A 12,895-nucleotide genomic window follows, 5' to 3' on the forward strand; every position below is an offset into this window, starting at 1 on the left:
TGTCTTTACGAGTTAAGCTTCCCCTTGTTTACTGAGTTGTGTCGCATCTCTCAACGCCTACGGACGGATCGTTTTTCCTTGCCCATCGTATGACCGCATCTTCCCAGACTTCTCCCATCCTTTGGGCTCTGACAGACGACCGGCCGGGCAATAATGTTCAGGTTTTGGGCGTTGCGCGTGCGCTCGGCTGGACGGTTATCGAGAAGCCGATTCGCTATACCGCTTTCGCGCGCCTGCCAAATATCATCCGCCGGGCCACGTTGGCGGGGGTGACAGATGCCAGCCGGGCCGAATTGAACGGTCCCTGGCCAGATGTGGTCATTGCGGCAGGGCGTCGCGCGGCTCCTGTGGCGCGCTGGATTAAAAAACAATCGTCATCGCGTCCTGAAGGCCCGGCCAAGCTCGTCCAAATTATGTTTCCGGGGCGCACCGGGGCCCGGGATTTTGATCTCATTGCAGTGCCGGATCATGATGCCAAACCCCGGGTGGCAAAGTGGTCCAATGTGATGACCATGACGGGGGCCCCGAGTCTGATCACCCCTGACTTGCTGACCGCAGAAGCTGCGCGCTGGCGCGACCGTTTTGACTCCCTGCCGCGGCCCTACATTGCTGTCATCGTCGGCGGGGCGACCCGCCGCAAACCGTTTTCGACAGCGCGGGCCTTTGATCTGGGGTTGCAGGTCGCCGCCCTGGCAAAAGAGACGTCCGGCACTGTTCTTTTGTCGACCTCCCGCCGCACCGGTCCGGCGGCGGAATTGGCCTTGATGCAGGTGATCCCCGAGCCGCGTGAAGTGTTCGCCTGGGGCCAGACCGGCGAGAACCCCTATCTCGGCTATCTGGCGCTGGCCGATTTCATTGTTGTGACCGGCGACTCCGTCACCATGTGTGCCGAGGCCTGTGCCACCCAAGCGCCGATTTATATTTACGCGCCGCCGAAGTTGGTCAGCGCCAAACACGCACGATTACATCAGCGACTTTATGATCTCGGCTATGCTAAGCCCCTTGGCGAAAGACTAGAGGACTGGACGCATCCGCCTCTTAATCCTGCAACCGCCATCGCCACTGCCATCAAGCGTCTCATCGATGGCGCGCCGCTGAAAGAATAAGGTCTACCTATGCCACGCTTTTCCGCCAACGTTTCAATGCTGTTTACCGAAGTGCCATTTCTTGAGCGGTTTCAGGCGGCGGCTGACTGCGGTTTCAAAGGGGCAGAATGCATGTTTCCCTATGCAGAACCGGCAGAGACAGTTGGCGCTGCTGTGGCCAAGGCGAAACTTAAAATGACCTTGTTCAACGCGCCGCCGGGTGACTTTGCAGACGGGGAACGCGGTTTGGCGGCCCTGCCTGGCCGGCAGCAGGACTTTAGGGACTCTTTCGAGGTCGCACTGAACTATGCGGAACATCTGAAGTGTAAACGCATCCATGTGCTGGCTGGCATTGTGCCAGAAGCGCAGTGGGAAGAGGCGCTGGATGTCTACATCTCCAATCTGGCAGCAGCGTCGGATATGGCACAGGAACAAGACATTACTGTTCTGATCGAGCCTATTGTGATGGATGGTTATTTCCTGTTCCGGCCCGATGATGCGGTGCAAGTGCTGGACGATGTGGGCGCGAAGAACCTAAAAATTCTCTACGACATCTATCAGGCGCAGTTGGCGCAAGGCGCGATCACAGACTTCCTGGAAAGCCACCTAGACCTGATCGGACATATTCAAATTGCGGGCGTTCCTGGCCGCAACGAGCCCGACCGGGGCGGCGAACTCAACTGGCCGTATCTGTTCGACCTGCTTGATTCCCACGGCTACGGCGGTTGGGTCGGGGCGGAATACACCCCGCGTGTCAGCACCACGGCCAGCCTTGGCTGGGCCAGAGATTGGGGCATTGCGGCCCCTTAGCCTGAAACCTCAGTCGTTCACATCCAAAGTGTGAAACGACAACACATCAGCCTCAACCGTATAGCCACTGACACGACCGGCGACGGCATCGAAGGCCGGGCTTTGCCACATTAAAATGCCGGGCGGGTTGTCCCGTTCATAGGCCAAGACATCGCCCACCAGACGGCGGCGGTCTTCCACATCAAAAGCCCCTTCGGCTTTTTCAATCAGCGGCATCATCGCCTCATCGCAGTAATAGGCCGGGGACCAGGCGCATGAGCGGGTGCGATAGCCGTGCATGGGGTCAAAGCCGCTGGTGACCATAGAAAAGGCTAGGAAGGGGTCCGGCCACCCGGTTTGGTACATGTATTCCAGATACTTCGCGAAGGTGGTGCGTTGCAGTTCCATCTCGATCCCTACGCGGGCGAGGTCTGCGGCCACTTGCTGATGGGCTTGGTCGTCGTTTGAGGCCCCGCCGACCATCAGCGTCACCATCTTAAAGCCGTCTGCGTATCCGGCCTCTTGCAGCAGAGCCTTGGCGCGTTCGGGGTCATAGGGGTAGGCGTCTAATGCGGGATTAAAGCCAAACGCCTGGGGGTGTGCGATTTGCGCCAGTGGTTCAACAGCCCCGCCGTACATCACCTCAATAATCACCTCTTTGTTGACGGCGTAGTTGAGTGCCCGGCGCACCAGCACATCCGTTAAAGGCGAGTCCTTGGTGTTGACCGCTTGGATGTAAGCCACTGACGGATTGGCGTAGGTGACAATACGCCCGCCCATGGCCTCGATGACATCCTTATCCTCAGCGGCAACGTTAAACGCCACATCCAGGGAGCCGGACAACAGACCCTGTAACCGCGAGGCTTGATCCGACAACTGCACCAGCGTCATCCGGTCCAGCTTCGGTTGCCGCCAGCCGGTCAGATTGGCAGTCAGGCCAATGCGGCCCTCGGCCCAGGTTTCGACTTTAAAGGCTCCGGTGCCTACCGGATCAAGCGCAAACCCCTCAGGCCCGAGCGTCGCAAAGTGCGCAGGAGCGGGGATGCGCATGAAATCCAGATGGATCGGCAGAATCGCGTTGGGCCGCGCTGTCGTGATTTCGACCGTATGGCTGTCTCTGGCTTTGGCTCCGACAACGCCAACACGCGCCAAGTGCGTGCCGATGGTCTCACTCTTGCCCTGGGGCGACAGTAGATAGTCAAAGGCTGAGACCACGGCCTGAGCGTCAAACATTTCATCGTTTGAGAACGCCACGTTCCGGCGCAGTTCCAGCACCCAGGTGCGATTGTTTTCAGCCTGCCAGCTTGTTGCCAGCGCGGGGCCTGCGCTGCCGTCTGGGCCGATACGGGTGAGGGTGTCAAAAATGGCTTGCAAAGGCAGTGTACCGGGCAAGCTGACATTCTGATGCGGGTTGCCTCGTGTTGCGGGCAGAATTTGAATACCCAGGGTCAGCGCCTTTTCAGCCAGGGCGGGAAGGCTGGTCAACCCGGTGACGAGGGCGAAGGCGATAGCGCCAAGTATAGTCTTGAATGAACACACCATGTGGTCAGTATAGCGCGGTCTTGGCGAAGCCTCTAAACTCTCTGTCGCTAAAACGCTGAAAAAATAAACAAGGAACGCACCATGATCACCCTGCTTGGGAAATCCATGTCACGCGCGGCACGCTGTCTCTGGGCTCTTGAAGAAGCCGGTGTCGAGTATGTGCACAACCCGCTCGATTACACCAAAGGCGAGGCCAAAACCGCTGACTTCCTGGCTATCAATCCGGGCGCTAAGATTCCCGCGCTTGTGGATGGCGATGTGGCCCTGTTTGAGAGTCTCGCTATTAATCTTTACATCGCTCAAAACTACGGCAAAGGCACGTTGTGGCCGGATGAGACTGCCGGTCAGGCGTTGTGTTTGCAATGGACATTGTTTGCCGCCACGGAACTAGAGCCGCCGGGCGCGGCACGGTTGGTCGAGTTTATCTTCAAAAATGAGGCCGAGCGCAGCCAGGAGGTCATTGACGCCGCTGCGGAACGCTCCAAGCCCCCTTTGAATACACTTGAGACGACACTTCAGGATCGCCCGTATCTGGGCGGTAAGAATTTCACAGTCGCCGATCTCAATGCGGCCTGTGTTGTGGAATACTTTATCCGCACAAAATTTGATTTATCGCCGTGGCCTAACGTCGACGACTGGATGAAGCGATGCCTTTCAAGGCCCGCGTTTCTGGCTGTCGCTGATATCAAAGCCAAAGAAGCTGCGGGACATTAAGGAAGGATAAGCGACATGATAAAACTTTACGGAAGCTTCGTATCGCGGGCGACGCGCAATCTGTGGATGCTGGAAGAACTCGGCCTTGCGTACGAGCACGTATCCCTGGACTGGGGAAAGCAGGAGAACCGCTCTCCGGAATATCTCCAGATCAATCCAGCGGGCAAAGTTCCAACGCTGGTGGATGGCGACGCGACCTTATCAGAATCCCTGGGCATAAATTTGTATCTGGCCGACAAGTATGGAGCGGGCGGCCTTTGGCCCGATGATGATGCCGGGCGCGCGCGTTGTATCCAGTGGTCCTTCTGGGGTGCGGCTGAATTGGAACCTCTGGCCTATGGCCGGATTCGTGAGTTCATGTTTAAGAAAGAGGCGGAGCGGGATGTTGCTTTGGTTGAAGATATGGCAGAGCGCACGGGTCCGCTTCTGACTCTTATGGCGTTGACGTTGGCTGAAAGCGATTACCTCGCTGGAGATGACTTTACACTGGCAGATCTGAATGTGGCCTGCGTCGTGGAATATTTAGAACGCTCTCAGTTCGACTTCTCTGCTTGGCCTAAAGTTGAGGCATGGTACAAGCGGAGTTACGGACGCCCCGCGAACCAAAAAGTACAGGATGCACGCGCTCCAATCGCAGCACAAATGATGAAAAGGTTTCAAGGATGATTACGCTTTACGGAAATAACCGCTCGCGCGCCACGCGCAACCTCTGGATGCTCGAAGAACTGGGCGTCGACTTCGACCGCAATATGGTCGATCACACCAACGGTGATTCTAAAAAAGCTGACTTCCTTGCCATCAACCCCGCAGGCAAGACCCCGGCGCTGACTGATGGCGATGCGGTGATGTTTGAGTCCTTGGCCATCAACCTTTACCTCGCCATGAATTACGGCAAGGGATCGCTATGGCCTGACAGCCAAGCAGGGCAAGCGGCCTGCATCCAGTGGACCATGTTTGCTGCAACCGAAGTTGAGCCGCATACGGTTGGTGCTCTGATCGAGCTGATTTTCAAGCCGAAAGAGTTGAAAGATGAAGCGGTTGCCGAAGCCTGTTTGGCAAAGTTGCCCCCGGCCTTGAAGGTGCTGGAAGCCACTTTGGGCAAAAACGCTTATTTGGCGGGAGATGCTTTCACGGCGGCGGATTTGAATGTCGCTTGTGTGGTGAATTCACTCAACATGATTGGCTTCGACTTTGCGCCGTACCCAAAGGTCACAGCGTGGTTGAAGACCTGCGTAGATCGTCCGGCACAGCAGAAAGTTGCTGCCCAGCGCGGCTAGAAAACCGCAATAGTGCGATTAGGGGTCAGGCTGCTGGTTCAGGGGGGTCAACAGCCGGCCTAGGGCACTACGTACCTTTGACAACACGCTTGATGTATTACTGATCAATGACTTGGTTTTGTCTGAGACTTGGTCACGCAATTCTTCAGCACCACGTGCTGCCGCAGGTTTAGCGGGTTTAAACCGCATTCTGAAAAAGGCGCGGTCGGCTTCGTTCTCGAAAGCTAGAATATAAGTTTTCTTCTCCATATCCTCAGAGACGTCTTCCAAACGGACGGACCAAGCTCCACCGATATTCTGGTCCAGCCAGTTTTCAATGATCGTAATCCGCCGAACTGTCGAAATGCGGGTTGTGTACTGCAAACCAGGCATTGCGTACCCTTCCAAAGGTCTTAAACATTGCTGTGCCGACGGGACTCGCGCCCCGCGACACTGTTTTATTTAAGCCCAATTGGTTAACAAATTGAGTGCGAGGCGCGACGACATGCAGCCTCGTGAGGTCTAAACACTCAGAAATCAGCGGATTTACAGGTTATTCAACGCCGTAATAGAGGGTGACGACGTGTTTGGCCTCGGCAAAGAAAAGCCAGCGTTCCAGTACGACCCCCACGAGGGTAAGAATCAGGCTGGGCACGACGACCCACACAAAAATCGATAAAGGAAGGAGTGACGGCATCACACCAAAGACAACCGCTGGGACCGCGAAAAGCAAGATGCGGCTGTAGCGGCGCAAAGACTCGGCGTGCTTTCGGGCAATGCGATAGCCCATTTCCTTCAGCACATAATTGGCTTCCGTATGCGGCCATTCAACGGAGTGAACCGTCTTCCCCGGTGATGCGACAGCGGCGCCTGCTTTTTCCACCTGTTCCGCCCAGGCGGAGTTGAGGCGTGACCAGTAGCCATTTTTGATAATGGCTGCCGCCAGCACCAGGATGATCGCGAGCGTTTGAAACCGCCCCGGGTGTAGACCAAACAGGGCTGCGACGGTCACCAGAACGGCCAACCCGGTCAGCAGCCCTAAGGCCAGGTAGGCCGCCACTGTCCAGTCTGTCGACCAGGCTGGAATTGGTTTCAGTGATCGATAGATCATGCCGGTTGTAAAGAGGGTGCAGAGGGCGGTGATCACGGTCGCGAATCCGGCCCAGACCCAAGGCCCTTCAGTCTGCCCAAGTATAATCCAGGCATAGGCATAGGCGAGGGCCGGGACGTAAGTGACAATAGCCATGATGCCTTCACGAGATAGCCAAGAGGAACGCCATTGACTCACGGCGCGCCAGGCCCGCTCCGGGTGCCCAAGGTGAAACGTGGACGACAACAAGCCGAGGGTGACCAACGCCAACGCAGGAAGCATCAGCGCGGCCCCGAGCCAGCGGTTATCGTCTGGCAGCAGTCCGTAGGCGACCAACAGGGGGGCCAAAGCGAGAATGCCGTAGCCAACGCCTGAGGCGGTAGTAAAGAGAATGACTGAGGCCGCAGGATGCATATCTGGTCCTCAGTCCATGCGCTCAAGCATGCGGTCTACCCATGCTAGAAGGCCGGATGCGCCAGCGGTGTCTTCCAGAGGTTCTAACGACGCCGATTTACTGGTCGTCGGGCTCGTAGACGCTGACTTCTTGCGTTGTGGGAGATACTTGTTTGTTGGTTTGTAACCCATCTCTGGCATGAGGTCCTGGCCTTGGCGTTTTCTGACCAGGCGAGACACCTCAGATTGCGGATCGCCGAGGTCACCGTAATGCCGCGCGCCGGTCGGGCAGGTCAGGACGCAGGCGGGGACGCGGTCTTCTTCGTCTAGGTTTTTGTTGTAAATGCGGTCCACACAAAGGGTGCATTTTTTCATCACGCCTTCAAAGACGTCATACTCGCGGGCACCATAGGGGCAGGCCCAGGAACAGAGTTTGCAGCCGATGCACTTGTCTTCATCCACCAATACAATGCCGTCTGACGTGCGTTTGTAGGAGGCCCCTGTGGGACAAACTGTGACGCAGGCGGCATCCTCGCAGTGCAGACAAGAACGCGGAAAATGAAGGCTCTGACTTTTTCCCTCCGGTGTTGTGACTTCGTAGGTATGCACCCGGTTGAACCAGACGCCGTCCGCTTCAGCCCCGTATGGGTTGTTGTCGGTCAGCGGGGCCATATGGCCGCCTGTGTTCCACTCTTTGCAGTTGGTCACGCAGGCTTGGCAACCAACGCAGGTGTCTAAATCAATGACCAGACCGAGTTTGCGGGTTGTTTTTTCCGGCAGGCAGGTCATTGGGAGGTCTCCCGGTGGTCGCGGAAGCTTTTGCCGAATTGAAGGGTTTGAGGTGTGGGCTCTGCGCCGGGCAGGTCAGAAACCGTATCGAGCAGGGGCGATGTTATGCCCTGCTCATCCGGCTCTGCTTTGGAGATACGCACCCGCAAATCAAACCACGCAGCTTGCCCTGTGACAGGGTCTGAGTTTGAGAGCACTCCATCATTGAGTTTTTCAGGAATAATATGATTGAGCAGAAAACCGCGCTTCACTTCAGGGGAGTCTTTATCCAAGCCCCAGGTCCCGCCGCGTTTGCCGATGGCGTTCCAGGTCCAGACCGTGTTTTTGTTTACCCCGTCTATAAGTTTCACTTGGCCTTTAACCCGACCATGGCGGGATTCGACCCAGACCCAATCGTCGTCGGCGATGCCAAACTTTGCCGCAGTGTCATGATGCACAAACAACCTGTTCTGCGACGTGATCTGGCGTAACCAGGCGTTCTGTGACCCCCAGGAGTGATAGTGATGCATGGGTCGTTGCGTCAGCGCGTGCAGCGGATACTCGGCGCTGTCTTTTGCGTCATCCTCAAAGGTTGGCTGCCAAACCGGGAGAGGATCAAATGCCTGCTCGACGCGGTCTTTTAGGTCTGCGGGCGGCTGAGATGGACCCAGCCCGCGGGCGGCATTGCGGAACTTTTGTACGGGCTCTGAATAGAGCTGCATGATAATGGGATCGGAAGCGCCAAGAAATCCCATGCTAACCGCCCAGTCTAGGTAGGATTTATTGGCCATCTTATAGTAGCGCGCATTTTCGGGAATTTCGCCGCGCCAGAAACAGCCATTCTCGATATATTTTTTGAGTTGATCGGGATTGGACGCGCCTTTTCCATGAGTTTCACCCTCTTCACCACGCCAGCCGGCCAGCGGGCCGACACCCGGCGCTCGCTCGTGATTGACGATGTAATCTTCGTATCCTCCGGGATACGCCGGGGTACCATCCGCTGCGACGAAGCCTGGAAGTCCAAGGCGTGCACCGAGATCGAGAAGAACGGTCTGGAACGGACGGACATCGCGGTCGGGCTGCACAATTGGTTGGCGAATGGCATCACCTGCGCCTTCTGCATCGCTGATCGGGCGATCTAGTAATGAGATACAGTCCCAACGCTCAAGATAAGTGGTGTCGGGCAGTATCAAGTCGGCGTAGCTGATGGTTTCAGAAGCATAGGCATCGCTGTAGATGATATGTGGAATTTTGTAGGCGCCGGTTTCAGGGTCCATAGCTGTTAAAGCCGCTAAAGTTCCTGCCGTATCCATGGATGAGTTCCACGCCATGTTGGCCATAAATAGAAACAGCGTGTCGATGGGGTAGGGATCACCGCTCGCCGCATTGGCAATGACTCGGTGCATCGCGCCATGGGCTGACATCGGGTTTTCCCAAGAGAACGCCTTATCAATCCGAAGCGGCGTACCATCGTCAGAGACCAGAAGGTCTTCAGGACCGGTTGTGAACCCCAACGGCATGCCTTTAAGGGCCGTATTGGGTGCGATTGTTTTACCTGCTGGCGTCGGTCCAGGCGGAGCGGGTTTAGGATACGGCGGTTTATAACGGAAGCTTCCGGGCGTATCCACGGCTCCGATTAACATTTGCAGCACATGCAGCGCCCGACAGGTTTGAAAACCATTGCTGTGCGCAGAAATCCCACGCATGGCATGCATGGCGACTGGCCGCCCGGTCATTGTTTCGTGCTGTATACCGTTCGTATCGGTCCAAGCCACCGGCAAGGTAACTTGATGATTAAAGGCGGCATCGGCAATTTCTGCAGCCAATTGTTTGATTGTGTTTGCGTCTACACCACACCGCTCAGCAACGTTCTCTGGCGCATATGTCTCATCGGTATAGCGATCAGCAATGAGTTGGAAAACGGGCGTCGCTGTTAATCCGTTTATGGAATGCACCCCTGACAACGATGGTTTTGCGGACCGATCTGTGTGGGGAACAGCGGTGTTAGTATTGCGGTCCCAGATCAACGGCGTGCCATCAGTGTCGCGCATAAAGAGGCCATCATTTTCTTGGCCAGGCGTTTGCTGCACCAGCCAGCTGGAATTTGTGTATTGCAGCAGATAGTCCAGATCGATTTTTCCGGCACGCAGCAGCTCGTGCACGAGGGAAAGAACAAGTAGGCCGTCTGTCCCGGGCCGTATGCCAATCCAATCGTCGGCAATCGCCGCATAGCCCGTGCGAGCCGGGTTAATAGCCACGACCTTTGCGCCACGCTCTTTAAGTTTACCTAGGCCGATCTTAATGGGGTTGGAATCATGATCTTCAGCAACACCAAACATTAGAAATAAGCGTGTGTGATCCCAATCTGGTTCGCCGAACTCCCAGAACGAGCCGCCGATTGAGTATAGACCTGCAACGGCCATATTGACCGAGCAGAATCCCCCATGAGCCGCGTAGTTTGGTGTTCCGAATTGTTTCGCCCACCAGCCTGTTAAGGACTGGCTTTGGTCGCGGCCAGTAAAGAACGCTAACTTTTTAGGATCGGTTTTGCGAATGTCGCCGAGCCATTTTGTTGCCGTTGCGAGAGCCTCATCCCACTCGATTTCGACATAATCTCCAGTGCCACGTGGCCCAACCCGTTTAAGCGGTTTTCTCAGGCGGGCCGGAGACAGCTGGTTCATAATACCAGCCGCCCCTTTGCCGCAGAGCACACCCTTATTGATAGGGTGGTCCCGATTGCCTTGGATATAGCGGACTTGACCGTCTTTCAGGAAAACCCGGATGCCACAGCGACACGCACACATATAGCAGGTGGTGGTTTTGACTTGGTCTGCCACTGGTGGCGACGTGTTTACGCCATCATTCTCAGCAGGGGCATTCAAAGGCATAAATATTCTCCAAGGTCGCATATTTGAGAAATGCAGACCTCAATATAGACGTCAGATTGGAATTTAGCCATTCGGCGGCTCAGGTCAAATGGTCGATTTCTTCGGCGCTGAGAGAGCCGGGGACTAAGGTGACCGGAATGCCGATTTGGCCTGCATTTTTACCAGTGACGGCCTCAACCAGAGGGCCTTGTTTATCGTTCTGGGAGAAGCCGAGGAGGAGAATCGATATTTCCGGATTTTCTTTCACGAGAGAGAACAACTCATCGCGAGGGTTACCTTTGCGAATATGTTTGATTGGGGGAATTCCCGTTTTCTTGATGACGTGTTCAGCATGCCGGTTCAACGCGTTTTCCGCCGCTTCTTGGGCTTCTTCTTCAACCATATCCCCAACAAATTGCCAGTGTTGAAAGTCTTTACTGGACTCCGTGTCGATTAAGTAAAGAAGCGCGATCTTACCACCGGTATGCAGGGCCCTGTTACAGGCGTAATGGAGCACACTGGCAAGCTCCTCTGATTCATTCACGACAACCAGAAAAACACGATTACTCTCTTTGCCGACTTTTGTGGATGCTGGGTTGGAGGATGATTGTGAGGTTTCGTTCAATGTTAGATCCTCAGCTTAGCCGTTCTCAGTGTCGTAGCCAGCGGCATCCCAGGCCAAGAAGCCGCCTTCCATCCGTTTGATCACGCCGGTGTAACCCGCATCGACCATTTTTTCCGACGCCATGCCGCAACGTCGTCCAGACCGGCAATGGAACACTAAGTTTTTATCACCAGGGTCTGGGACCGCAGCTGGATCAAATGTCGAGAGGGGAAGTAAAATGGCTCCTGGAATATGGGCATCATCCCATTCGTTTTGTTCGCGTACGTCGATAACGACGGCGTCATTATTCTTGCGCCACGTCTCAATTTGTTCAGGAGACACGTAGTAAACTTGATCTGGCGGTAAGCTGGTCATTCTGGGTGTTTCCAAGACTCAAGAGGATGGATTGTAACTTAGAATGCCAGAAAACATCTACACTTGGCCACGGTTGATGAAATGTTTCGAGCCACTTTCCTTGGGCTGTGCGTTCTAGTGGCTTATTTTGGAAACTCTGTTTTATTGTTGGTTTGAGTGACCGTCTGTTTCGACATCTCGGTGCCGGTATTGCAAAGCAATCATAACACCCTTCACCGGGCGCAGAGTTGCAGCAACCAAGCCGATGATGACCAAAGGCCAAATAACCATGTGAAGCCACAAAGGTGGCTCAAATCTGAGGTCGGTCAACAGCGCTAAAACGGCCACAATGATACATAAGGGCATCATGATAAAGAAGGCGGGACCATCGCCCGTGTCGTGGCCTACCAGACTGAGCCCGCAGACTTTGCAGGACGTGGCGACCGTTAAAAAGCCATCGAATAAAGCACCTTCGCCGCAACGGGGACACCGCGCGGCGAAGGCAACTTTAGCTAAAGGTGTTGGAGGGCTCGCAGACTTATCCATGGTCACTAATGTGCCTGGGATAACTCAAAAACGTCAAATTAAAATACACGGACGGGTGAGCCCAGGAGCCAGTAAACCCAAATAAAGAGGAAGAGCCACACGACATCAACAAAATGCCAGTACCAAGCTGCGGACTGGAAGCCGATGTGTTTCTCGGCAGAGAACTCGTTCTTTTGGGCGCGACGAGCACACACAATCAGAAAGACAGTTCCTACAAAGACATGGAAGCCATGAAATCCGGTCGCGAGGTAGAAGGTTGAGGGATAAATGCCGTCTGTAATTGAAAAGGCTGCATGCCCATACTCGAAGATTTGCATGCCGAGGAAGAGGATACCAAGACCCGCTGTGATCCAGGTCCATTTGGCAGTTTTCGCATTGTCTCCTGCTTCAATATAGAGGTGAGCCCGTGTAACGGTCACACCGGATGTGAGCAAGATAATCGTGTTATAGAATGGCAGGTGCCATGCTGGCAGTGTTTCGATGCCTGCAGGCGGCCATTGCAATGTCGCTGTTGAAAATCCGAGGGAATGATGGAAGAAGGCCCAGAAGAACGCCGCAAAGAACATCACTTCAGAGGCGATAAAAAGGACCATTCCAAGGCGCAGGCCATGGCTGACATGAGCCGTGTGCGCGTGTTCCTTGACTGACTCTTTTACAACATCACGCCACCAAAAAATCATAGTTAGGATGAGTAAGGTGAAGCCGGGCACCAGCTTGACTGGTCCGCTGATGCCAAATAGCGGTTCATCATGCATATAGAATATGGCGCCGATCGCGAGAACCAACGCTGCGAGGGATCCTAATGCCGGCCAAGGGCTGGGGTTAACCATGTGATAGGGGTGGTTGGCTTGTGCGCTCATCGTTCGCGTCCTCGTACGTTCCGCTGT

14 protein-coding genes are annotated in these 12,895 nt (G+C 55.1%); 5 read left to right on the forward strand and 9 right to left on the reverse strand.

Features of this window, described 5'->3' with window-relative positions; translation table 11 throughout:
* Positions 1–89: 89 nt before the first annotated feature.
* On the forward strand, positions 90–1,106 hold the full coding sequence (locus RIC29_10020; GenBank protein MEQ8735250.1) for a mitochondrial fission ELM1 family protein: 1,017 nt from the start codon (positions 90–92) through the stop codon (positions 1,104–1,106).
* A 9-nt stretch (positions 1,107–1,115) separates the two neighbouring features.
* Entirely contained in the window at positions 1,116–1,895 is a 780-nt protein-coding gene (locus RIC29_10025) for a TIM barrel protein (GenBank protein MEQ8735251.1), read from the forward strand.
* Between the two features lie 9 nt (positions 1,896–1,904).
* Here RIC29_10025 and RIC29_10030 read toward each other — a convergent pair whose 3' ends face one another.
* Positions 1,905–3,416 (reverse strand): ABC transporter substrate-binding protein, encoded by a 1,512-nt coding sequence (locus tag RIC29_10030; GenBank protein MEQ8735252.1) that lies wholly within the window; start codon positions 3,414–3,416, stop codon positions 1,905–1,907.
* Between the two features lie 81 nt (positions 3,417–3,497).
* On the opposite strand from RIC29_10030, the gene RIC29_10035 reads away from it, so the two are divergent.
* The 3 genes from RIC29_10035 to RIC29_10045 are packed head-to-tail and all read left to right on the forward strand — an operon-like array spanning position 3,498 to position 5,407.
* Entirely contained in the window at positions 3,498–4,130 is a 633-nt protein-coding gene (locus RIC29_10035) for a glutathione S-transferase family protein (protein ID MEQ8735253.1), read from the forward strand.
* Between the two features lie 15 nt (positions 4,131–4,145).
* Complete coding sequence (locus tag RIC29_10040; protein ID MEQ8735254.1) at positions 4,146–4,796, forward strand: glutathione S-transferase family protein; 651 nt, start codon at positions 4,146–4,148, stop codon at positions 4,794–4,796.
* On the forward strand, positions 4,793–5,407 hold the full coding sequence (locus tag RIC29_10045; protein MEQ8735255.1) for a glutathione S-transferase family protein: 615 nt from the start codon (positions 4,793–4,795) through the stop codon (positions 5,405–5,407). Before RIC29_10040 ends, RIC29_10045 begins: the two co-directional genes overlap by 4 nt.
* An 18-nt stretch (positions 5,408–5,425) precedes the next feature.
* Here RIC29_10045 and RIC29_10050 read toward each other — a convergent pair whose 3' ends face one another.
* The 8 genes from RIC29_10050 to RIC29_10085 form a co-directional block, all read right to left on the reverse strand.
* On the reverse strand, positions 5,426–5,779 hold the full coding sequence (locus RIC29_10050; protein MEQ8735256.1) for a hypothetical protein: 354 nt from the start codon (positions 5,777–5,779) through the stop codon (positions 5,426–5,428).
* Between the two features lie 160 nt (positions 5,780–5,939).
* Positions 5,940–6,890, reverse strand: a complete 951-nt coding sequence (locus RIC29_10055) for a DmsC/YnfH family molybdoenzyme membrane anchor subunit (GenBank protein MEQ8735257.1) — start codon at positions 6,888–6,890, stop codon at positions 5,940–5,942.
* A gap of 9 nt (positions 6,891–6,899) precedes the next feature.
* Positions 6,900–7,658, reverse strand: a complete 759-nt coding sequence (locus RIC29_10060; GenBank protein ID MEQ8735258.1) for a 4Fe-4S dicluster domain-containing protein — start codon at positions 7,656–7,658, stop codon at positions 6,900–6,902.
* Complete coding sequence (locus RIC29_10065; GenBank protein ID MEQ8735259.1) at positions 7,655–10,525, reverse strand: molybdopterin oxidoreductase family protein; 2,871 nt, start codon at positions 10,523–10,525, stop codon at positions 7,655–7,657. The genes RIC29_10060 and RIC29_10065 overlap by 4 nt, the downstream gene beginning before the upstream one ends.
* A 79-nt stretch (positions 10,526–10,604) precedes the next feature.
* The gene (locus RIC29_10070) at positions 10,605–11,129 is read right to left on the reverse strand and encodes a universal stress protein (protein MEQ8735260.1); all 525 of its coding nucleotides are present in this window, start codon (positions 11,127–11,129) and stop codon (positions 10,605–10,607) included.
* Positions 11,130–11,144: 15 nt separating this feature from the next.
* The gene (locus tag RIC29_10075) at positions 11,145–11,483 is read right to left on the reverse strand and encodes a rhodanese-like domain-containing protein (GenBank protein MEQ8735261.1); all 339 of its coding nucleotides are present in this window, start codon (positions 11,481–11,483) and stop codon (positions 11,145–11,147) included.
* Positions 11,484–11,624: 141 nt separating this feature from the next.
* Entirely contained in the window at positions 11,625–12,008 is a 384-nt protein-coding gene (locus RIC29_10080; GenBank protein ID MEQ8735262.1) for a DUF983 domain-containing protein, read from the reverse strand.
* Between the two features lie 38 nt (positions 12,009–12,046).
* Positions 12,047–12,868 (reverse strand): cytochrome c oxidase subunit 3, encoded by an 822-nt coding sequence (locus RIC29_10085; GenBank protein ID MEQ8735263.1) that lies wholly within the window; start codon positions 12,866–12,868, stop codon positions 12,047–12,049.
* Positions 12,869–12,895 lie beyond the last annotated feature (27 nt).

It is taken from the genome of Rhodospirillaceae bacterium, assembly GCA_040219235.1.
Taxonomy (GTDB): Bacteria; Pseudomonadota; Alphaproteobacteria; order Rhodospirillales; family Rhodospirillaceae; genus WLXB01.